Genomic DNA, 20,827 nt, shown 5'->3' on the forward strand with positions numbered 1-20,827 from the left:
GAAGACTCCAAAAAGGAGTCTTCATCTACTATTTGAGATCGTTAAGGACGACTTTTGCAGCCTCAGCGATAAGAGCATTATCATAATGAGCATCTTTCGTAAACCGGTTTGATAGGATTGCCAAAATAATAGGAGCTCTATTAGGCGGCCAAACGATAGCAATGTCATTTCGTGTTCCGTAATTTCCGGCTCCAGATTTATCGCCGACTTCCCACCCTATAGGAGCGCCTGCCCGAATCAGTTCGTCACCAGTAGCGTTCCCCCGCATCCAATCAGTTAAGATCGTGCGCTTATCAGTCGTGAGAGTGTTATCCACAGTGAAAGCTTTAAGGTCGGTTGCCAGTGCTTTTGCGGTGCTAGTGTCACGAATATCCCCAGGAACTGCAGAGTTTAGATCCGTCTCGAATCGATTAGCCCTGGTTACATGATCCCCAATCTGTTTCAGTGACTTTTCGAAACCTTTAGGGCCGCCAAGTTGTTGCAACAATATGTTCCCAGCAGTATTATCGCTGTAATGGATTGCAGCTTCTGAGATTTCCTTCAGGCTCATGCCTGTATCTACGTGTTTTTCTGTGATTGGAGAATATGTAACAAGATCGTCTTTGCTGTAGTGGATGACTTCATTAAGTTTTTCAATTGAGTTTTTCTTCAGGACAGCAGCTGCGGCTAGAACTTTATAGGTTGATGCGTAAGCAAACCGTTCATTCGGCCGATAGGCGATAGTTTTGTTTGTACCTGTGTCAATTGCATAAACGCCAAGCCTGGCATCAAATTTTTTCTCAAGTTGAACAAATTTTTTAATAGTTATACGGCTTGTCATTTTTGTGTCTTCTATGGCTTTTGCTTCAGCATGCGTTGATCCGTCAAAGGGTTTGAAACCAGTAAGGCTTAAACATAAAAGTCCAATACATATTCCAAGTTTTAATGTCGCTTTATTTTTCAAATTAATCAAGGCCTCCTAATTCAATTGATTTTGTATTCACCTTCTATTAATACCACAAAAATAGGAGTAAAATCGATATATTCCTATGAAATGTCCTCATGACAGTTAGTTTAACAAAACTCTTTTCATTCATTTCGTTTTCTTATTTTTAATATGTTAAGAGAACTAGGGTCACGAGGGAAAAGAGAGGAATAAGAAAATAGAAAAACACCAATTTTAAAGGTAAACATTATGTGAAATGTTACATCATTGATAATAGGTTAGGTGTAGCATGAGATTTTATAATTGTTCCTATTGCCACCCGTATGGCATTATTTAAAAGGATGGGCACGAAGTCATTCTAATGGGCTTTATCAATTGGGATTGGAGTGTTATGAGTGAAAACAAAAAAAGTTTATCTTTATGTATTTCATACAATGTCAGACTGGGAATATGGATATTTGATTGCTGAACTAAACTCAGGGAGATATTTCAAAAAAGATGTAGCACCTTTAAAAGTAATTTCAGTAGGAGTTAATAAAGAAATGATTACGACGATGGGAGGGCTCAGCATAAAACCAGATATGTCCCTTGATGAGTGTACGCTTGAGAGTAAAGATCTCTTAATTTTACCCGGAGGGAATACTTGGGGAGAAGATACTCATCAACCGATCTTGAAAAAAGTTGGCGAAGCTTTAGAGCTTGGCACGATTGTTGCTGCCATTTGTGGTGCAACCCAAGGCCTCGCGAATTATGGATACTTAGATTCTAGAAAGCATACAAGCAATGACTTAGAGTATATGAAAATGGTCTGTCCTACTTATAAAGGAGAAAAATTATATGAGAAGAGACCTGCAGTATCTGATGAAAATTTGGTTACTGCATCAGGAATAGCTCCCCTGGAATTTGCGATGGAAGTATTGAAAAAATTAGATGTATTTGCACCGGATACATTGCATTCATGGTATAAGCTAAATAAGACCCATAAACCTGAATATTTCTTCGAGTTAATGAATACAATAAATGGATAGAATCATTGCCAAATGCCCCTAAACTTAGGGGGGCATTTTTTTATTATAGTTTTTGAATAACCTGGAATGTTGTTATATGTCCTTTTATTAGGAAATCATATAATAGCAGATCGCTTTTTCATGTAGAATTTAAGTCAGAAGGAAGTAGGGTGATGCAGAAATTTGAAACAATAACTGCATCTGGAACGTATCGAGATAATAAAGTTTAAATATAAGTTGCACAATTTGCTTTTTTGTTTAGTGCTTATATAAAGATGTGAAAGGGGTATCCAAATGCACCTTCATCATACCCAAAGCGGAAAACAAAACAATCATCCAAAATGGTTGGTAACTATCTTGCTCAGCTGGGGAACGTTCGTTTTTGCTTTGTTTTTTGCTACATTAATCGGTTCAATGGCCCGCCAAGCAGGTGCTTCCAAGCTTTTGCAGCAAAGTATCCAAGCAGGTTTAGTGACCTTAATGACTGTCCCGTTGCTCTACATTCTTCTTAAGCGGTTTTCTAGTAGACCATTTTACTCTATCGGACTGTCTGGGTGGCGGCAAGCCATTCCGAAAGCCATTATGGGAGCAATGTATGTGATTATTCTATCCGGATCCGGATTCACTATTGCCCATTTATTGGGCTGGATCAAAGTTGCACAATTTCACTTCTCTGCCCATTTGGTTACAGTATTGCTCTTAAACATGATTATCGCTTTCTTTTATGAAGCTTTTCCAGAGGAATTAACTTTTCGTGGGACAGTGTACAATGCTCTAAACAGGCGGTTTAACTGTTTCATATCTTTACTCCTTCAGCCGATCCTGTTTGTGCTTGCACCATTAACTGTCAGTGGTTTGCAATATATAGCAGGAATTGAATCACCTGCTATCACATTAGATTACATTGTTTTATTGTTGTCTTTTGGATTCATCCTTCAACTTCTGCGCATTGTAACAGGAAGCTTATGGACGTCTATAGCCTTTCATCTAGCCTTTCTCGAAAATTCTCGGTTCTTCGTCCTGCAGGGGGATGAACGCTTTATTACCTATGAAGAAATTGTGCCGGGTACAGGAGCGTTGTTTGTAATCTTTTTTATGTTGCTTATTGTTGGTACTCTGCTATTAATACCTGCAGTAATAGCTCGCCGAAATACTATTCAAAGGCACAACAAGAATAAGAGAGATGACCAAGATGTTTAATTATTTGAGATTGAATCAGTTCTAATCCTTCCGAATTTAATCAACTAGACTATGATTTATAAAATGATAATGAAGTATGGTGTGTAAAAGATGAAAATTCGTAATGCATGATGCAGGTGAGTTATGAACCGGAATCGATTTATTAACAGAATACAAAGTGCCAAGCAGTTTTGAACTTATTGAAGGTGATGAAGTCGAAATAATTGTTAAAAGAAAATAAATGGGATTTGTACATAAACAAAATAATGGATAAAGTCTGTGAACATCGAGCTACTGTATAATCAATCCAGAAATAAGGGAAATTAACTAAAAAAATTGTGAGGGATATCCAGTGAAACGATTTATTTTAGTTATATCCTTATTGTCTGCTGTTGTTGCTTATCCAACTCAAGTAAATGCTAATTCAATGCCTTGTAGTGTAATACTGGAACCGGTGGATCAAAACCTTAAAAATGCAAAAGGTGTGGCATTAATCTATAAGGTGCAATTAAATCCACCGAGTGCTGCCAGAACGAATATAAGCATTCTTGCTGTCCACCTTCCCGAACCATCTTCTTATGGAAATTACGACAGTTATGAAGGATTTGCTTCTAAACCCGGTGAAATTAGTTGGCGGTTTAAACTTTATCCCACTCCTGAGGAAGAGAGCCCTAGTTGGGCGGGAAGATTTGACTTAATTACAGCCGAAATGAAGAATGTTAAAGTTCAAGTACGTCTTTCTCATTCTAGAACTCAAAAGTTGGGGCCAAGTGTACTAACGAGTAATATTGAATCTTGTAATTAGAAGTTACTTGAGGACGCAAGCGTGTAAAACAAACTTGGAATGAAGTGAATGATTAAATCGATTATTTTGCCTGAAGAGAATGCAAAAATAACTTTCGAAAAACCGATAAGCGAAGAATCGATAATGAGCATTGTCGCTGCGGTAATGTATTGGTTCTGGGACTCCACATTACTTTGTTTAACTTAAATCACGTATTTTACAACGTTCACAACAAGTATAAAGGCCGCTGATCCGAACAACAAATACCCTGACCTTGTTTGTTTATTTGAAAGTGATTCCACTCCCACTAAAACAAAGAGAAGTGCAACTAATACTTGGAGAGAAACCAAGAGGAATTCACTTTGGCTATATAGAGAATACACACATAGTATCAAAGCTGCACATGAAATAAAAATTTTGAAGCTTTAAGCAAAGAACCACTCCTAATGAAGTTTTTATTAAACCTTAACACGTTACATTCTTTTATTGGAGAGGCAAAGGGATCAAGATAAAGAAGTATTTTAAACAAATTTAAAACAAAAAGAGCATTAATTTACATGCTCTTTTTCATTTTCCCTGCATCAGATCCGACCGTCTTATTTGCTCAAGCCGGGTTCCTGATTGAAGCTGTATGAAATAGTTTCAAATTATTTTTTGGATTGATGTATTTGTCGTTTTCGGTTTTATGAAAAACGTTGTATAAAAATCTTTCATTTTCTCTAAAGGCTTTGGCAAATTGTTATTACTAAATATCACTCCCGAGAAATGTATATGCATTCACACTTTCTGACGTGAAAATTTAAATGTATTCATAAAGATGCCGCAGCATATCAGCATTGCGCCGATGATGATGTTTATGGTGATCTGTTCGTGCAATTGCAGCCATCCAAAGAATAGAGCCAATACGGGAACGAACATTAGTGCCATGGATGCTTTTGACGCTTCGATTTGATTGAGCACCCAAAACCATACGACAAATGTAAAGCCGGTAGAAAGCAAACCATTAAACACCAATGACCATACCGCCTGATATGTCCACTTGGCTGAATGGACCGGTTCCAATATAAAGGAGAAAACCAATAACATGACGGCTCCCATCAGAAGATGCCAGGCATTCATATGAATGATATCGATATGCTTGAATTGAAGTTTGCTAAACACATTTGCGATTCCCCAGCTAAGCGCTGCCGCAAGGACGCATAGTTCTCCAAATAAAGCGCTTTGATCGACATGCAGCATTTCTTTTCCAAATATAAATAAAAGTCCAAAGAAGCCGCTTATCAGCCCGATCGTTTTATACACATTCATTTTTTCGTTTAATGTAAAATGGCTGATCACCGTAACAAATATAGGCATCGTATACACCAAAACAGAGGTTTTTCCTGAATCAACAAATTGCATTCCATACGTTAAGATCCCCATATAGCCCAGACCCATCAGCAGGCTCATGATGATATAGCTTTTGACATGTGCTTTTCCTATTGAAAGTTTCTTTCTTTGAATGAAGAGAATGAGAAATAAAGGAACCGCCCCGATAAACAGGCGCAAAGCCGAAAACAAAAGCGGAGGGATGTCATGTATTCCTACTTTCATCGCTACCCAAGTATAGCCCCAAATAAGTGTGACAGATATGATTCCCAGCATGACTTTTACCATTATAAAGCCGCCTTTCTTGTTTAAATATTCGTGCTGGTTTCTATCATATGTTACATTTATATATAACTGAAATACATTTTTATTATTGGGGGTATAACCAAATGGTTATGAATATGAACCATCTTCACATATTTGTAAAAGTCGGGGAGAAATTGAATATTACAGAAGCGGCAAAAGAATTGTTCATCTCTCAGCCAGCGGTTAGCAAAGCGATTAAAAATCTGGAAAGCTCGCTGCAGCTGAAATTATTGATCAGAGATAAACATCATGGTTTAATGCTGACTGATGTCGGAAAGGAAATTTTACTGCTGGCGAGGCAAATGAAGGGGATTGAAAGCAAAATATATCAAGTAGCCAACCGGGAAAACAAGCTGCTAAGCGGGAAGGTGAAAATCGGTTCATTTCCTGCTGTTTCAACAATTATCATGCCGCAGGCGATTGCGGCATTCAGATCAAATTACCCGCTGATCCGCATAGAATTGGTCGAAGGGACCTCTGATCAAATCAAAGGATGGGTCGAGGATCGGACGGTTGATATTGGGGTCGCAGCATCTCCATTTGAACCGTTTGACCATCAACTATTGTGCAAAGACTATATGGTGGCTGTCATCCCGCCGCAATATGACGAATTAAAACAGGAAAAGCATGTCGACCTCAAAACATATCAAGATGACCTTATTTTTTGCAAAGGCGGTCATGAAATTGCGATGTCAAACACGTTTCAGCAGCACCGCATTGAATTAAAGGAAAACTTAACTGTGCAAAATGCCGAAACCTTGATCAATATGGTTAAAAACAACTTGGGCATAGGCATTATTTCAAACTTTACACTGTCATCTGTCCCGCATCAATTGATCAAAAAAGACATCTTTCCGCGGATCACCCGCGATATTGGCGTTATCGCGCATTCATTTGATGAAATAACGCCGGCGGCGCAAGAGTTTATCAAGGTCTTGAAAGCAGACGTGATTTAAATCCGTACACAAAAAAACATAAGGCGATCAATCATAAGAAAAAAGCAACAATTCGAACGTTGCTTTTTCCCAGTATCTTATTGAAACTTTGTGCGCTAGGAGAGCTTCAACCTGAAAAAGTCTTGACCCTGCCATTCGTAGGACCAAGACTTTTTTAAAAAGGGTTTTAACAGTTGTAGAAATTGGCAGTTTCTGCCTTTGTGGGATTCTGTTCCTTTACTTGTTTTAACGTTGCAACTATAAGAAAGCTAACAATTACTAATAAGAGCCATGAACTCACCTTTCCTAGATGAACGAGACTCCATGCATTGGTTTGGTTTGGGTATGTCCAAGCCCCGAAAAATGTTGCGATATTTTCGGCTATCCATATAAAAAATCCGATGAGCACAAAAGAAAGTGCAAGCGGCATACGGTAGCGAGTTCCATTCACCTCGTATATGACCCATGATTGCCAAAAGACAATGATGACAAGTCCAGATAACCACCAGCGAATGTCAATCGAATAATGGTGGGTGAAAAAATTCAAATAAATCGCAGCAGCAAGCGGTACAACTACAAAAAACGGCGGCCACTTAACCAGTTCAACATTAAGCCTTCTCCACGCCTGGCATAGATAACTGGCTACACTTGCGTACATGAAGCCGCTATATAAAGGCACCCCAAACATTTTGGAATATCCTTCTTCTGGATAAGACCAGGAGCCCATATGCACTTTGAAAAGTTCAAGAGCAAGTCCAATTAGGTGGAACAAGGTGATCACTTTTAATTCATCCCGTGTCTCAAGACCGGAACGCACCATCCACAACTGCATGAGAACGCAGATGATGAGCAGCCAGTCATACCGCGGCAAGAAGGGAAGAGGGATGATTTGTGTAATAGCCAAAGAGGCAAAAATAACGACAGGAAACAAACATGAAAGGGCCTGTTCCCAACCAAAACGAACGAGTTGTTTTAGGGCTCTCATGATGTGTGCCTCCAAAGTTTTTTTCTGAATATATGTAAGGCACGCTTAGATGGACATAGGGTTACGTCCATAGGATCACCGCCAAATCACTTTATTTTTCTTTTGATGATAAATATCTTTTCTTTATGAATCCTGTGTGTCTTCTTCATTTCGGTATTCCAGAATATCTCCTGGCTGACATTCTAAAGCCTTACAAATCGCTTCTAAGGTTGATAATCGAATGGCCTTTGCTTTTCCGTTTTTCAATATAGAAAGATTAGCCATCGTTATGCCAACCCTCTCCGAAAGCTCTGTTACGCTCATTTTCCTTTTAGCAAGCATCACATCAATATTGATAATAATTGCCATGTTCATCACCTCAGACCGTTAAGTCATTTTCTGATTTTATATCAATCGCTTCTTTTAACAGTTTTTGAAGAACAGCAGCAAAGACTGCTATCACCATTGAAGCAAAAATAATGACCAATCCGATGACAATGATACCCGGGGCGTCGTCTACCTCGGCCATGAGATAAAAGAATGGCATGCCTGCCGCAAACAAGATACTGATAGTGACCGCACAGTATTTAATATTCTTTAAAGCTCTTACAGAAATTTTAGAGAAAGCTTTGTTCTTGTCGATATAGCTTAAAAGCTTAAACGCTTGATAAAGAGCAAAGTAAAAAGGTATCGCCGCTCCATACAAAAAGATGAAAACGAGATATTGTATATAAGCCATATTTGGAAATAATTCTGCTGTATAATTGGCTATCCTAGGCACCACAAAAATGCACAAAGCAAGAATCGGAATTCCAATTAGAATAACAGCAATCTTTAAAAAGAGTGTTGACACTCGATTCATAAAAAGCACCTCACTTATTTATTGTCAAATTGAATTTAACACACGATTTATCGTTTTACAATAAAAAAATATTGAAAAGGATTATTTTATTGTTGTTATAAAATGATCTTTTTATTTTAGACAGTCACAAAAAGGCATCCTCATGCGAGGGAGATGCTCTATCATTTTAAACTTGTTCAACGATTTAAACCGTGTGTTTCAGTGAGCTCGGGGAATTGATGTGAACACTTAAAGATATAGCTCTCTATGAGGGTTTTTTTATTGCTTAAAAATAAGTAAATCAGCATCTAAATATTCAAACAAACGATGGGAAGAAATACATCAAAGGATAAGCTGCTGTTCATACTAATGGTCGGGAGGTAAACCGACTTATGATACAAATTTGGATCACTGGCCTATTATTATTGGCTCAGCCGAGCGAACAGCCTGACAGCTTAACGATCACACAAGAGGGACGGACGATTGCCACTGTTAACCGTGAAAACTTTACGATGCCTCTTCCCGGTACGCCGCTGATTGACCATGAAAAGTACCGTAAGTTCATCTTGCAGCTCGATCAGCAAATTTACCGTGAGCCGATAAATGCTGCAGTTAACGATCAGGGGAGCATCACCCCGGGCAGGGTTGGTTACAAACTGTATCAACAGGCGTTTATGGAAAAGTTTTATGCTTATTTCTATGGTCAAGGCCCCTCCAAGGTAGAAGTACCTGAATTGAATATTTATCCGAAAGTTGACAGCGAATTGCTTGCTCACATCAGTACGCAGAAGCTCGGTCAGTACGTAACTTATTTTAATTCGAGCAATGAAAGCCGTTCCCACAATATTTCACTTTCTGCTAAAGCAATTGACAACCATGTTGTTTTCCCTAATGAGACGTTTTCATTTAATCAAGTTGTTGGAATGAGAACACGGGACAAAGGCTATAAGAGTGCGCCCGTTATCGTTAAAGGTGAGTTATCTGAAGGCGTGGGCGGAGGAATTTGTCAGGTATCATCAACACTATTTAATGCTGTTGATCGTGCGGGGCTGCGAATTGTTCAGCGCTATTCTCATACAAGAAGCGTGCCATATGTTCCTCCCGGACGTGATGCTACAGTAAGCTGGGGAGGTCCAGACTTTCTCTTTCAAAACCAATATAATCAACCAATACTCATTCGGGCAAAACGGAGTGGGGGGAGTATGGTTGTTACGCTCTACTCTTCTGATGTGATCAATAACAAACTGCGAAAAGTTCCTAGAGCACCATCTCAAATACCGAAAGAAATAAATGACGAGCGGTAAGGCACATACCCTTAGATGGTTAAGAGCTTGTAAACTGCTCAACATCATGTCTAAGACACACTTTTATTGAAAAGCGAATGAAAAAGAAAGAAGGGATAAAAAAAGTGAAAAGGGTATTATTTTCCTTATGTGTTTTAATATTTGGATTTACCTTTGTTCAATCAAAAGCGCAAGCCCTGACTTTTACGGTGTTGCCCATTACACAAAAAACAGACCAGTGGTTAGTAAAAGTAAGTGAAGCAAAGAATGTAAAGGAATTTGCGAGCCCTCAAAACGGGGAATATAAAGTATATTCCTTGGAAGTCAAAAACATAGGGGGAAAAGCAGCTACAGTGGATGTGCAACTGTATAGAAATGACCCTGATTCAATCACAAGGTTTTCACTTTTTGGTTGTCCTGATGAAAATTGTATAAAACAAAAAGAAGATTCTAAAACGTTAGCTGACAGTTTAAACGATGGTTCGCCGTTGAGGTTCAAGCATTTTATGCTGGCAGATAAGGCTTCTGAATTAGAAGTTGATATTATTTGGACACAAAAGGGGAAAGAAGGACGCCATTTAAAACAAACCTTTAAATTTACTGAAGATGGGGTTAATTAGGCTTTAAAGCGGCATACTTCCAGAAAGGAAAGGGGAGAGTAAAATAAAAATGATGGGAGGGCTTTGATGATTAGATCCATTACTTTGCCAGAGGAAAAAACGAAAATAACAGTTGGAAAACCAATCAAAGATGAGTCAAACGTCAAAGTTACTGCGATTTATGACTATAGAGAAGAACCAGAGGAAGCGTTTTGGATACACTTATCCGATGGAAGTGAAATGTTTGTCGATGATCACAAAGTCTTTATTGAATACGAATAAAGAAAGGTATCGAAATGACCAAGCCGATGGATCATTTCCTGCAGCTTAAAATTACAAAGAAAAAGACAGTTACACCTTTGAAAAACATGCAACGCAGTTAAACATGAAAGCCGTCAATATCAAAATTTTCTAAGTCAAGATTTAGGTTTTTCAATTGTTTCAACAGAACTTGAAATTTTAAGCAATCACCGTTTTTATATTCTTCAGGAATATCTTCAGGATGAGCAATTTTCATACCAGACTCAATCCATTGTTTACGATACAATTGAAATGCAGCCTCGATTAAATGATCCGGAGTTACAATAAAGCCTAAGCTGACATCATGATCCTCACTGTAGCCAAACTCAAAATCACAGCATGGACAAATATCAAACGTTTTTTGATACTCGCCTTTATACAAAGGATTTTGACTTAATCCCTTATATCCGCAAATTAAACATGAATATAATTTTTCTTTCAAATTAATCCCTCTTTTAACTGTTAATAAGTCGTGATAACATTTTATCATTTTGTAGTTCTCTGATAAGAATTAAAGGGTCTAATTATATAATAGGTACTTATTCGCCTTAAGATGTAGCGAGTTTGGAGTAATGAAAAAACAAAAAGCCCACTCTCATGAGGTGGGCTATATTCATTGATCTTTTCCTTAACCTCCGACTGGCCTTTCAGCAACTTGGATGCTAGATGGTGAATCTGTACTCAATTGCGTTAAAGCTGCTCCACTTAATATCACAGTTAAAATAGACACGCAAAGCACTAGTTTTTTCATAAGATTCCCTCCACCTGATTCATTTTCTGTTCAGCCCAAATCTTTTCATTGAAAAAGCCTGCAGCCTCTTCAAAAGCACCTATTGATTCAAATCTTTTTGCGGCTAAGTAAGATAATTCATCAACACTTTCAAGGTCATTTTGTTGTTTCAAAAATTCAATATGATCTATGCAATTTTTAAAGTTGTTTTTTAATTCACCGCAATAAAGGTTGTATAAGATGCTGATTTTGGCTTCGTATATGTTATTCTCCATTGATATGAGTCTTTCCTGTGCTTTATTGTAAAAATGAATGGCTTTCGCTTTTTCGTCAATTTTAAATTGTTCTTTAATCATCATGAATATTGAATGGATATAATAAATTGAATCTGCCCAAGATTCCTCTTCTAAAGCCTTTTCAAGAGACTTAATACACTCATTGGATTTGTTCCAGTCAGAATAAACGATACTGAGATTGTGATATAACTGTGCTTCCAAAAATTCATCATTTACTTCCTTAGCAATGTTTATTGCCTCCAGATAATATTCTTCTGACTCTTCAAATCGTCTAATATCAGCATAGTTTGCTGCTGCAATCATTAATGATACAGCCAGTTTGCACTTGTAATCAGGGTATCGCTTATATATAGCGATGGCATTTTTTATGTAGTGTTGCGATACAACACTTTGTTTAACGAGAGTGTAAAGGTAGGAGACTTTGGAGTAAAATTCTGCTGCTTCGATCTCATCTGGAATTTCTGCAAGTTTTTTCTCTGCTAATCCGTATAAATTAATAGCTCGATCGTAATTTTTGTTATACGCTTCGTACATGGCTTCAAATAAATAAAAATTGTATTCCAATTTGTCGTTGGTTTTCTTAATAAAGGCTTGATTGTCTTCAGTAAAGTAAGTGTGCTTTTGTAATGGTTCTCCTCGTGATGAGTGTAACAACATCTTATGTCTTTCTTCTAATAAACTGTAATATGCAAGAACCTCCTGATCTTCTTCCATATTATCAAATTGTTTTTTAATCTCTGAGTAATACTTGATTGATTCATTAACCTTCTGTTTCTTTATAGCAATGTACCAATCATTCAGCGCAGTAGCAACAACTTCTGAAGCAATCTTGCTCATCTAAACCCCTCTTTCTTAAAATTCAAAAATATCTCACAAAGATATTACCACAATCATAGGGAATTTTGTTAAAGAATGTAATCATTTTGAAGGTAATTGACTCAATGAAATAAAAAATGCATTAAAGAGCATGTTATAAGTTTTAATCTTGCCCCTGTAACGCTTTAATTTAAGTTCTTATTAGTAACATTTTGACCCCATTTTCCTACTAAGTATGAGGGAAGTGAGGAAAATCATGAGAAAAAAGAACAACATTAAAAAATGGCTATTGATGATTGCTGCATTCTTAATAATCTGCATCGTAGCAATCATTGTAATGATCTCAGGAAACAAAGTGAAATATGAGGGCAGCGGAAAAAGCGGACTGTGGGTTTCTAACCTTGAAAAATCAGACAAGACGTCAATTGGATCTAATTACTTTCTAAATTTGTATTGGCAGGGGAGTAAGAAAGACGAAAAGAGGACTGTTGTTGAAAAAATCACCTTGTTCATAGATGGGAAAAAGTATGATGACAGAGAAGATTATGCTTTATCAGAGTATACAGGCGAAGAAATGCCAGGTGGAGGACACATGGAAGACCATATCGCTACCTTTGATTTTATGCCTGAAGATGAAGTGATAGGACATGATGTATTAGTTAAAGTGGAGTGGAAGACAGACGAGAAAAAACAAACAGAAGAAATCAAATTACATAAGAAGCTATGGTATAAAAGATAACGGTGATGATGGCCACTTTTTTATTTGCGGATCTCTAGGCACAGCAATATGAGCCCCTGCATAGGCTGAAATAAAAAACTTGTTGAGGTGTTTACTGTTGGAAAAGCAGCCAATCAATCATGAAGACAGAAACGTGCCGCAGCCTATTCGAAGTGATGGAGCCGGAGCTATTGATGCGGGACCGCGTAATATGATGCGAGATATTCAAAATCCAAATATACTTGTTCCGCCTGTTACAGACGAAGGTATGATTCCTAATTTGAGATTTTCATTCTCAGATGCTCCGATGAAATTAGATCACGGCGGCTGGTCACGTGAAATCACCGTTAGGCAGCTTCCGATTTCGACCGCAATTGCAGGAGTAAATATGAGCTTAAATGCGGGAGGCGTACGTGAACTTCATTGGCATAAACAAGCGGAATGGGCTTATTGCTTTTGGGACGGGCCCGCATCACCGCAGTTGACCAAGAGGGGCGAAATTTCATTGCTAATGTTGGTCCAGGCGATCTTTGGTACTTTCCCGCAGGAATTCCGCACTCCATTCAAGGATTAGAACATTGCGAATTTCTGCTCGTCTTCGATGATGGAAACTTTTCTGAGTTTTCGACGTTAACCATTTCAGATTGGCTTGCACACACGCCAAAAGATGTTCTGTCTGCAAATTTTGGTGTCCCAGAGAATGCTTTTCACTCTCTTCCTTCAGAACAAGTCTATATTTATCAAGGAAATGTGCCGGGATCAGTCGCCAGTGAAGACATTCAGTCACCTTACGGAAAAGTCCCCTTGACTTTCAAATACGAGTTATTAAATCAAACCCCCATTCAAACGCCTGGGGGAAGCGTACGAATTGTGGACTCTTCTAACTTCCCGATTTCAAAAAACATAGCGGCAGCACTTGTTCAGATTGAGCCTGGCGCGATGAGAGAGCTTCATTGGCATCCCAATAGCGATGAATGGCAGTATTATTTGACAGGACAGGGACGCATGACAGTATTTATCGGGAATGGGATTGCCCGCACATTTGATTATAGAGCGGGCGACGTTGGATACGTGCCTTCTAATGCTGGACATTATATACAAAACACTGGTACAGAAACGTTATGGTTTTTAGAAATGTTCAAAAGTGACCGCTATGCAGACGTGTCACTCCATCAGTGGATGGTATTGACCCTAAAGAATTAGTGCAAGGCAACTTGAAGGCTGGATCAGTGATGCTCGATTCTCTGCGTAAGAAGAAAGTGCCTGTTGTGAAATATCCCAGCACGTGAAGAAGTTAACCGATCACACAATGGATTTCACTATTGTTACGTTAAAAGCTGCAGTAGGGGTGAATGTTCATTAAAATACGATACACTGATATTAAAATCCCTATGTAAGATACGTTATATAGGGTTTTTCTGCTTGCATAGTATTGTTGTGAACTTTAAAATGTTTATGTGGAAATGATAACCATTATCTAATTGGCTACGGAGGCGAGAATGAAAGCACTCACGATATTATCCAGTATTACTGCTCTTGGAATTTCAATCTTTGGACAATTACTAGGAGTGCTAGATGATTCTTACGCTGTTGGAAATGCCTGGTTTGCAGGTGTTTTAGCTGGATTGATTACACTTCTTATTTTAATTGACAGTCAAGTGATGACCAAAAGCTACATAGTAAGTTTAAGTACAATTTTAGGCATTCTGGGAGTAGGATTTTTATATGTCCCAGCTGCAATAATCAACATTTTCATAGGTATTAAATTGGATAAGAAAAAGAAAGAAGAAGGCCTAAGATAAAAAATCCCTTAATTTATTTCTTAGGAGGGAAAGTGTATGGATTTACCCACATGGGCTAATATCATATTTACAATCATAGGTGCTGCAGGCTTCATAAGTTTAATGTGGTTCAGTTATTTTTCTGACAAAGCTGATCAATAAAGCGATTTTCTGCAAAGGTTAAGTTTAAATAAGCAATGTAAACCCTGTTGTAAAGGGGTTTACATTGCTTATTTATTTACGGTTTACATAATAATATTATTTTTCAGTAATGAAATTATCAATCGTATTAAACAACTAAATGATCTGTGTACTAAATATTCATTAAAAATGGAATAGATCGGCACTAAGGACTAAAGCTTATTTACAAAATCTTATGATATAGAAACTCAATCATTACATACGATTCTGTGCAACAAGAAGCTCAGGTGAATTATTTTTAGGGGAGTTCACTAATGATGAAACCTGATATGCTTCCATGTCATCAGCATCATAAGGCACAAGTAAGCTTTGCAGATAATCAGGATTTGTATGTTGAGGATTCAGCCACTCTTTTTCATGATCATGAGTCAATATAACCGGCATTCGGTCGTGTATATCTTTCATGAGTTCATTAGGCTTAGTTGTTATGATTGTGCAGGTGTAAAGAGGGGTCCCTTGGTTTGTTTTCCACTTTTCATATAAGCCTGCAAACGAAAAAAGAGCAGATGATTTCAGCTTGATCCGCATCGGAATTTTCGTTTTGGGATCAAGCCGTTTCCATTCATAAAAACTGTCGGCTGGAATGATGCAGCGTTTGCTGACAAGCGGTTTTCGAAAGGCCGGTTTCTTGGGTAATGTTTCAGCTCGTGCGTTGATCATTTTATAGCCGATCTTTTCATCTTTTGCCCAGGGAGGAATAAGACCCCATCTAATCATGCCTAGGCGATTATTTGATCCATCATTGATGATTGCCAGGATGCTTTGTGATGGAGCGACATTATAGCTTGGATGGTATTCGTCTTTAGGTAAAAATTGATTGATGTCAAAGTGGTCAATAATATCTTCAAATGCAGAGAATAAAGTAAACCTGCCGCACATGTCCATCATCCTTTTTGGGGTTTTTGAATATTGTACAGGCTGGATAGATGAAAATCAAAAAGGCGAAATGCACTGCAAGCTAACGGTTGAAGGTAGAAGCAATAAGGGCGGAAAAAATGTTCAATGAAAAAAGGACAGGCCAGTACCGATTTTGTTTATTGATTTTAAGATTCTGTAAACTTGATTGAATAGAGGTTCCACTATTTGTATAATGACTTTGCAGCTTAGACTTTACATAACGAATGCGATAAGGAGGAAAGTGAAATGAAGAACATTGTGTGTGCTGTGTTGATGTCATTTTTCGCTTTTATCAGCTTAGTTCCAACAGTTGATGCTGCTGTCATTGATCATGACAAAATATTAGGGTTCAATGAAGTTGTCCCAACTACTATTTCTCAAAAAGCCGCAAAACGGTTCCAGCCGTATTTGAAGGTTTATAGCGGCTGTGTGCCCTTTCCGGCAGTAGACGCACAAGGCAATACGAGTGGCGGGTTACAGCCGACTGGAGCGCCTGAAGGGGGTTGCAGCAAACATACCGGACAAGTTTATTCACGTTCAACTTGGTATAATGGCGTGTGGGCCATCATGTATTCTTGGTATTTTCCGAAGGATGAGGCTTCTCCAAGTTTGGGTCATAGACATGACTGGGAAGGCATCGTAGTTTGGGTCGACAATCCTGCTAATCAAAATCCACAAGTTTTATCAATTGCATACTCTGGACACGGAAAATTTACAAATGTTCAACCGAATGATAGCAATATGAAGGATACACATCCATTAATTGCTTACGACAGCACATGGCCCTTAAACCATGAATTACATATTAGTGATCATGCAGCAGGGGGCACTCAACCATTAATCGGGTGGGAAGACTTAACTCCAGCAGCGAGAAATGCTTTAAATATAACAGATTTCGGTAAAGCAAATGTTCCTTTTAATGATCCCAATTTCACGAATCATGTAGTGAAGGCATGGTTTAGATAATTAATGAAGTATGATGCTGGATTAATCATTAGATTAGTTCAGCATTTTCATTACAGGATGTGTGAATTGACCCTAAAGACTTATTTATCAAAGTTTATATTGATCAAAGCTTCATATTCCAATATATTGAAATAAAAAGGCTTGGGGGAATCTAAGTGAAAAAGTTCTTCACGTTAATCTTAGCTTTGTTTTTTATGTCAATCAGTGCAGGGAATGCTTCAGCAGCTATTGTAAAAAATGAGGAAAAAGTAAGCTTTACGATGACAGAAAATCAAAAAGAGTTCATGATGTCCGATGATTCAAATCCAAATAGGTTTCCGTCTCAGTTCGGCTACAGATTCACAATTTTTGATGCGGAAGGATGCACAATTCATGCTAGACTGTTTCGCCTTTCTTTATCAGGAAATGAAATCACGCTAAGTCAGAAAGATTTCACAGGCAACCATTTCGATTTCAGCGCAACTGATCAAGCAGAAGCGATGCCGTACAAGAATCATTATTTAGAGTTAACGAAAGATCAGGGCTGTGGAGAAGTGAAAGTTAAAGGTTTATATGGTTATCAGTTTGATGAGTTATATGAATATTAATAAAAGATTGAACGTTAAGGCCGGTCTAATACTTGGCCTTTTTTTACGTGTCTAAAGATAAGATGAAAAGGACATTGATTGAAATGTTTTTTTCGCGTAGAAAAGCATGCCCGGCATAATTATCCCTCTGATATAGCAATTGGGGTGGGGAGCAAGTTCGGACGAATGATTTTAAATAAGAGCAAACCTAAGCAGTTTACATGATGTGGAGAAAAATTGATTTGTTAAAATAAATATATAGTCACGTTAACTCATTGCGAAAGGGGATTATTTATGTCCAAGACGGCGATAGTTACAGGTTCTGCAGGCGGATTAGGGAGAGGCATCGCAGAGAGACTATGTAAAGATGGTTTTCGTGTAGTGCTGCACGATATCAATGAAGCATTGCTAAATGAAACGCTTTCGGATTTTAAAGAGAAACACTTTCAGGTGATTGGTGTGAAAGGTGATGTATCAAAACGTGATGACCAATTCAATTTGGTTAAAGAAACAGTAGATCAGTTTGGCCGTTTAGATGTTTTTGTAAACAATGCGGGGATTGAAGCTGTTTCTCCATTTTTGGAAATCACAGAAGAACAACTGAATAGATTATTTCAGGTTAATGTGAATGGAGTTGTCTTTGGCACTCAAGCAGCCGCTGACCAGTTAATCAAACAAGAAACAAAGGGCAAAATCATTAACGCATGCAGTATAGCGGGTCACGAGTCATTTGAAATGCTGGGCACATATTCAGCGACGAAGCATGCGGTGAAGTCTTTTACACATTCAGCTGCTAAAGAGTTGGCGAAGTATAACATAACAGTGAATGCATATTGTCCCGGAGTCGCAAAAACAAAAATGTGGGACAGAATTGATGAAGAAATGGTGAAACATAGTGATGATTTGCAGCAAGGAGAAGCTTTTGAAAAATTTTCTTCGGAAATAGCCCTTAAAAGATATCAAACACCTGAGGACGTTGCTAATTTGGTATCATTCTTAGCTTCAGATGCTTCAGATTACATTACAGGCCAAGCCATATTAACTGATGGCGGTCTCGTTTATAGATGATAAAAATCAATATATTGAAACTTTATAATATGAATTCTTTTTACTTGTATCAAACTGGTATAATAAAAACCGTTGAGAAGTTATCGTGAAAAAGTCATAAAGAGGAGCAAAAGGAATTGTTTCAGTACCTTCATCCAATCTGATGGAGGGAACAAGACCGCTTTAAAATAGCCTATAAGTAAAAAAGAGGCTCGGCGTTATTTTACGCAGGCCTCTTTTGTGTCAGTAGCCAAATACCAGTGTTGTACTTTGTGATCCGGCGTATTTCGTGACAAATTCTTTTGTATACTGCGGCGTTTGGACACGGTAGCTGTAATTAGATCCGGGATTCCAGGAAGTCAGCGGAGAGGTTTGCTTGTTGAGAGACGGATAGCTGCCTGTATCCTTGAAATAACCAGTGCCCTTGTCATCAAGGATCCCGCCTTTTTCACTGCCTTTTCCAAAGTAATTATATTCGGAATATATTTTTGCTTTTGTGGCAATCGTAATCGCCTGGTTAAAGTTGTTGCTGTAATTGTTTTTAACATGAAAGTATCCGTATCTCATAAGACCCGGGCCTCTTACATACAGGTTCTCAAAATAATTGTTGGCGATTGTCATGTGGGGATAGCCGTCATATTGATGCTGCGAATCATCTGGGTATCCTAAAATCAAACCGTATTTATGATTCGCGAATTTTGAGTTGCTGATCGTGATATAATCTGCTGATTTTCCGATATACAGGAGCTTGTCCAAATCACTTCCGATTGCACTATAGCTGTGGCCTGAGAATGTGACGTGGTCAATCCAATAGTTGATGCCGGAATCTAAATAAAGCTGGATATCATTATTTCCATTAATCTGCGGACTGTGTTCAAAAGTCAGATTTTGAAAAATGACGTTTCCAGAGGCAGATGACGTTGTTAAATAAATATTTTTTAGCGTTTTTTTCGCGTATGAGCCTACGAGTGTTTTATTTGAACCAATGGTGACTGTTGTTTTCGAAGATGCGGAAAGATCATTTTGAAGCACTAAAATTTTCGGAGTAGATCCTCCTAGATGGGTTTTTAAATCACTTACGCTTTGAATGTAAACAATCTGACCGTTTTTTCCGCCCGTTGTGCTCGCTTTAGAAATGCCTTTTTCATTTTTAGCATTTCCGGCAAATCCTAAAAGGCCATTCGTTGAGGTATTTGGAAAATCGACGGCGCCTAACGCTTTTCCAGGCAAAAGAACCAATAACAAACTGAACATGGCCAACCATAAACAAAATCGTTTCATCATAATATGCTCCCTTTCAATTTTAATAAATTTCCTCGTGGGGATTATTATTACAGTTAATGGAAAGGAATAATAGGTTCTATCTTCCTAAATTAAAGCCGGGTTATTTAAAAATATACGATCGCGTTTTAAAGACACACTTTTAATTGAAATAGGAAAGGATTGATACACCGTTGACTGCAGCAGCTTATCGAAACACCTTGCTTTCGCTTTTATGTTTAACAGCTGGAATTGTGGATGTAATCGGGTATTTAAGCTTGGGACATGTGTTCACAGCTAATATGACGGGAAACATTGTATTATTGGGGTTGGCTATCGGCAAATCCCTTCAGGTTACTGTTTTTAATTCTTTGACTGCGCTAATCGGATTTATATGCGGCGTGATTATTTCAACACTGATGGTCGGAAAGGCAGAAAATACCCTTTGGCCTTCTGCTGTGACAAAAGCGCTTGCACTTGAAGCATTCATTTTATTTGTTTTTGCTTGTCTTTCTTTTTATTCGTCTTTTGTTCCTGTATACATCCTTATTATTCTCTTGAGCATTTCCATGGGGATTCAAACAATAGCAGCAAAAAAGCTGGGGATCGCAGGTATTTCTTCAACTGTGTTGACCGGAACATTGGCTTCTCTGTTAGAGGATTTGTCCGGCCGTTTGTTTTTTAAAAAGCAGAAAAAGACATTTTTAAGAGATGCTGTGTTAAGAGCGCTGGCCATTATCTTATATTGTGTAGGGGCTATTATTGTGGCTTTAGCTGAGCCTGATTTTTATTACATCATCATTTGGGTTCCGATCGTGCTGATATTTGGCATCATGATGACAGCTAAGTTAAAACTGAGCGGGGAAAAATAATTTTTCCTGCTTGGCTGTTGTCAGGCTAAAAACTCGTTTTATTTCGGTTATTGCTATAGCTCAGCAAATAAAAACAAGTCATTCGGCGGATGAGCATACTCGTTCATTCGTATTGATTTTTTCATCAAACACTTCCTTGGATATATGTATGATAGAGAATCTGTCATAAAATATCTATGAATCTAT

At 38.0% G+C, this 20,827-nt stretch carries 23 protein-coding genes and 2 pseudogenes; 14 read left to right on the top strand and 11 right to left on the bottom strand.

From position 1 onward, the window contains the following. Nucleotides 1–28 precede the first annotated feature (28 nt). Nucleotides 29–949, bottom strand: a complete 921-nt coding sequence (bla, locus tag BSI_RS02210) for a class A beta-lactamase (RefSeq protein WP_080030915.1) — start codon at nt 947–949, stop codon at nt 29–31. 371 nt (nt 950–1,320) lie between these two features. On the opposite strand from bla, the gene BSI_RS02205 reads away from it, so the two are divergent. The 3 genes from BSI_RS02205 to BSI_RS0121665 all read left to right on the top strand — a co-directional run bounded on the left by BSI_RS02205 (nt 1,321) and on the right by BSI_RS0121665 (nt 3,916). Beyond that, nucleotides 1,321–1,953 (top strand): type 1 glutamine amidotransferase family protein, encoded by a 633-nt coding sequence (locus tag BSI_RS02205; protein WP_003241833.1) that lies wholly within the window; start codon nt 1,321–1,323, stop codon nt 1,951–1,953. 273 nt (nt 1,954–2,226) lie between these two features. Then, a complete protein-coding gene (locus BSI_RS02200; protein ID WP_003241835.1) occupies nt 2,227–3,132 on the top strand; it encodes a CPBP family intramembrane glutamic endopeptidase in 906 nt (301 codons plus the stop codon). Between the two features lie 331 nt (nt 3,133–3,463). Next, complete coding sequence (locus BSI_RS0121665; RefSeq protein WP_019258613.1) at nt 3,464–3,916, top strand: YoqH family protein; 453 nt, start codon at nt 3,464–3,466, stop codon at nt 3,914–3,916. 182 nt (nt 3,917–4,098) lie between these two features. Here BSI_RS0121665 and BSI_RS23180 read toward each other — a convergent pair whose 3' ends face one another. Both BSI_RS23180 and BSI_RS02195 read right to left on the bottom strand, forming a co-directional pair. Beyond that, nucleotides 4,099–4,311, bottom strand: a complete 213-nt coding sequence (locus BSI_RS23180; RefSeq protein ID WP_032732310.1) for a membrane protein — start codon at nt 4,309–4,311, stop codon at nt 4,099–4,101. Between the two features lie 361 nt (nt 4,312–4,672). Then, nucleotides 4,673–5,551 carry a DMT family transporter gene (locus BSI_RS02195; protein ID WP_003241842.1) on the bottom strand — a complete coding sequence of 293 codons (879 nt, stop codon included), beginning with the start codon at nt 5,549–5,551 and terminating at the stop codon, nt 4,673–4,675. Nucleotides 5,552–5,652: 101 nt separating this feature from the next. Here BSI_RS02195 and BSI_RS02190 point away from each other — a divergent pair, with 101 nt between their 5' ends. Then, nucleotides 5,653–6,525 carry a LysR family transcriptional regulator gene (locus tag BSI_RS02190; protein ID WP_003241844.1) on the top strand — a complete coding sequence of 291 codons (873 nt, stop codon included), beginning with the start codon at nt 5,653–5,655 and terminating at the stop codon, nt 6,523–6,525. 166 nt (nt 6,526–6,691) lie between these two features. On the opposite strand, the gene BSI_RS02185 is transcribed toward BSI_RS02190, so the two are convergent. From BSI_RS02185 to BSI_RS02175, 3 genes and pseudogenes are all read right to left on the bottom strand, one after another. Next, nucleotides 6,692–7,489, bottom strand: a complete 798-nt coding sequence (locus BSI_RS02185; protein WP_003241846.1) for a DUF817 domain-containing protein — start codon at nt 7,487–7,489, stop codon at nt 6,692–6,694. 91 nt (nt 7,490–7,580) lie between these two features. Further along, nucleotides 7,581–7,837: pseudogene (locus tag BSI_RS02180) on the bottom strand (helix-turn-helix domain-containing protein). Between the two features lie 10 nt (nt 7,838–7,847). Then, nucleotides 7,848–8,330: a DUF2975 domain-containing protein gene (locus BSI_RS02175; RefSeq protein WP_003241850.1), complete on the bottom strand. Its 483-nt coding sequence runs from the start codon at nt 8,328–8,330 to the stop codon at nt 7,848–7,850. A 371-nt stretch (nt 8,331–8,701) separates the two neighbouring features. Here BSI_RS02175 and BSI_RS02170 point away from each other — a divergent pair, with 371 nt between their 5' ends. From BSI_RS02170 to BSI_RS02160, 3 genes are all read left to right on the top strand, one after another. After that, a complete protein-coding gene (locus BSI_RS02170) occupies nt 8,702–9,613 on the top strand; it encodes a VanW family protein (RefSeq protein ID WP_003241851.1) in 912 nt (303 codons plus the stop codon). A gap of 104 nt (nt 9,614–9,717) precedes the next feature. Next, complete coding sequence (locus BSI_RS02165; protein ID WP_032732312.1) at nt 9,718–10,212, top strand: YozF family protein; 495 nt, start codon at nt 9,718–9,720, stop codon at nt 10,210–10,212. Between the two features lie 66 nt (nt 10,213–10,278). Continuing rightward, nucleotides 10,279–10,473, top strand: coding sequence for a hypothetical protein (locus BSI_RS02160; protein WP_003241855.1), 195 nt, complete (start codon nt 10,279–10,281; stop codon nt 10,471–10,473). Between the two features lie 97 nt (nt 10,474–10,570). Here the strand turns inward: BSI_RS02160 and BSI_RS02155 are convergent, their stop codons facing one another. The 3 genes from BSI_RS02155 to BSI_RS02150 all read right to left on the bottom strand — a co-directional run bounded on the left by BSI_RS02155 (nt 10,571) and on the right by BSI_RS02150 (nt 12,354). Further along, nucleotides 10,571–10,933 carry a hypothetical protein gene (locus BSI_RS02155; protein WP_003241857.1) on the bottom strand — a complete coding sequence of 121 codons (363 nt, stop codon included), beginning with the start codon at nt 10,931–10,933 and terminating at the stop codon, nt 10,571–10,573. Between the two features lie 186 nt (nt 10,934–11,119). Next, a complete protein-coding gene (locus BSI_RS0121675) occupies nt 11,120–11,242 on the bottom strand; it encodes a PhrK family phosphatase-inhibitory pheromone (protein ID WP_032732313.1) in 123 nt (40 codons plus the stop codon). Next, nucleotides 11,239–12,354, bottom strand: a complete 1,116-nt coding sequence (locus BSI_RS02150) for a Rap family tetratricopeptide repeat protein (protein ID WP_003241859.1) — start codon at nt 12,352–12,354, stop codon at nt 11,239–11,241. The genes BSI_RS0121675 and BSI_RS02150 overlap by 4 nt, the downstream gene beginning before the upstream one ends. 235 nt (nt 12,355–12,589) lie before the next feature. Between BSI_RS02150 and BSI_RS02145 the strand changes: the two genes are divergently transcribed. From BSI_RS02145 to BSI_RS02140, 3 genes and pseudogenes are all read left to right on the top strand, one after another. Then, complete coding sequence (locus tag BSI_RS02145; RefSeq protein WP_032732315.1) at nt 12,590–13,072, top strand: DUF4944 domain-containing protein; 483 nt, start codon at nt 12,590–12,592, stop codon at nt 13,070–13,072. 97 nt (nt 13,073–13,169) lie between these two features. Continuing rightward, a pseudogene (gene oxdD, locus BSI_RS0121680) lies at nt 13,170–14,340 on the top strand (oxalate decarboxylase). A 210-nt stretch (nt 14,341–14,550) separates the two neighbouring features. Beyond that, on the top strand, nt 14,551–14,853 hold the full coding sequence (locus tag BSI_RS02140; protein ID WP_003241865.1) for a hypothetical protein: 303 nt from the start codon (nt 14,551–14,553) through the stop codon (nt 14,851–14,853). Between the two features lie 375 nt (nt 14,854–15,228). Here the strand turns inward: BSI_RS02140 and BSI_RS02135 are convergent, their stop codons facing one another. Beyond that, a complete protein-coding gene (locus BSI_RS02135; RefSeq protein ID WP_003241868.1) occupies nt 15,229–15,912 on the bottom strand; it encodes an SOS response-associated peptidase in 684 nt (227 codons plus the stop codon). A 264-nt stretch (nt 15,913–16,176) separates the two neighbouring features. Here BSI_RS02135 and BSI_RS02130 point away from each other — a divergent pair, with 264 nt between their 5' ends. From BSI_RS02130 to BSI_RS02120, 3 genes are all read left to right on the top strand, one after another. Beyond that, nucleotides 16,177–16,896, top strand: a complete 720-nt coding sequence (locus BSI_RS02130) for an NPP1 family protein (protein WP_003241872.1) — start codon at nt 16,177–16,179, stop codon at nt 16,894–16,896. Nucleotides 16,897–17,090: 194 nt separating this feature from the next. Further along, nucleotides 17,091–17,483, top strand: coding sequence for a hypothetical protein (locus BSI_RS02125; RefSeq protein WP_050556908.1), 393 nt, complete (start codon nt 17,091–17,093; stop codon nt 17,481–17,483). A gap of 273 nt (nt 17,484–17,756) precedes the next feature. Then, complete coding sequence (locus BSI_RS02120; RefSeq protein WP_003241875.1) at nt 17,757–18,530, top strand: acetoin reductase; 774 nt, start codon at nt 17,757–17,759, stop codon at nt 18,528–18,530. 222 nt (nt 18,531–18,752) lie between these two features. Here BSI_RS02120 and BSI_RS02115 read toward each other — a convergent pair whose 3' ends face one another. Continuing rightward, on the bottom strand, nt 18,753–19,790 hold the full coding sequence (locus BSI_RS02115; protein ID WP_032732333.1) for a polysaccharide lyase family 1 protein: 1,038 nt from the start codon (nt 19,788–19,790) through the stop codon (nt 18,753–18,755). 173 nt (nt 19,791–19,963) lie between these two features. On the opposite strand from BSI_RS02115, the gene BSI_RS02110 reads away from it, so the two are divergent. Further along, entirely contained in the window at nt 19,964–20,641 is a 678-nt protein-coding gene (locus BSI_RS02110) for a YoaK family protein (protein WP_032732316.1), read from the top strand. Nucleotides 20,642–20,827: the final 186 nt, after the last annotated feature.

The sequence above is a fragment of the Bacillus inaquosorum KCTC 13429 genome (assembly GCF_000332645.1).
Taxonomy (GTDB): Bacteria; Bacillota; Bacilli; order Bacillales; family Bacillaceae; genus Bacillus; species Bacillus inaquosorum.

Excerpts from the sequence above, each read along its gene's own strand:
- BSI_RS0121675 (WP_032732313.1), bottom strand. The coding sequence starts at position 11,242 with ATGAAAAAACTAGTGCTTTGCGTGTCTATTTTAACTGTGATATTAAGT.
- BSI_RS02150 (WP_003241859.1), bottom strand. The coding sequence starts at position 12,354 with ATGAGCAAGATTGCTTCAGAAGTTGTTGCTACTGCGCTGAATGATTGG.
- BSI_RS02200 (WP_003241835.1), top strand. The coding sequence starts at position 2,227 with ATGCACCTTCATCATACCCAAAGCGGAAAACAAAACAATCATCCAAAA.
- BSI_RS02145 (WP_032732315.1), top strand. The coding sequence starts at position 12,590 with ATGAGAAAAAAGAACAACATTAAAAAATGGCTATTGATGATTGCTGCA.
- BSI_RS02170 (WP_003241851.1), top strand. The coding sequence starts at position 8,702 with ATGATACAAATTTGGATCACTGGCCTATTATTATTGGCTCAGCCGAGC.
- BSI_RS02160 (WP_003241855.1), top strand. The coding sequence starts at position 10,279 with ATGATTAGATCCATTACTTTGCCAGAGGAAAAAACGAAAATAACAGTT.
- BSI_RS02185 (WP_003241846.1), bottom strand. The coding sequence starts at position 7,489 with ATGAGAGCCCTAAAACAACTCGTTCGTTTTGGTTGGGAACAGGCCCTT.
- BSI_RS02190 (WP_003241844.1), top strand. The coding sequence starts at position 5,653 with ATGGTTATGAATATGAACCATCTTCACATATTTGTAAAAGTCGGGGAG.
- BSI_RS02135 (WP_003241868.1), bottom strand. The coding sequence starts at position 15,912 with ATGTGCGGCAGGTTTACTTTATTCTCTGCATTTGAAGATATTATTGAC.
- BSI_RS02195 (WP_003241842.1), bottom strand. The coding sequence starts at position 5,551 with ATGGTAAAAGTCATGCTGGGAATCATATCTGTCACACTTATTTGGGGC.
- BSI_RS02120 (WP_003241875.1), top strand. The coding sequence starts at position 17,757 with ATGTCCAAGACGGCGATAGTTACAGGTTCTGCAGGCGGATTAGGGAGA.
- BSI_RS02140 (WP_003241865.1), top strand. The coding sequence starts at position 14,551 with ATGAAAGCACTCACGATATTATCCAGTATTACTGCTCTTGGAATTTCA.
- BSI_RS02175 (WP_003241850.1), bottom strand. The coding sequence starts at position 8,330 with ATGAATCGAGTGTCAACACTCTTTTTAAAGATTGCTGTTATTCTAATT.
- BSI_RS02125 (WP_050556908.1), top strand. The coding sequence starts at position 17,091 with ATGTCAATCAGTGCAGGGAATGCTTCAGCAGCTATTGTAAAAAATGAG.
- BSI_RS02115 (WP_032732333.1), bottom strand. The coding sequence starts at position 19,790 with ATGAAACGATTTTGTTTATGGTTGGCCATGTTCAGTTTGTTATTGGTT.
- BSI_RS02130 (WP_003241872.1), top strand. The coding sequence starts at position 16,177 with ATGAAGAACATTGTGTGTGCTGTGTTGATGTCATTTTTCGCTTTTATC.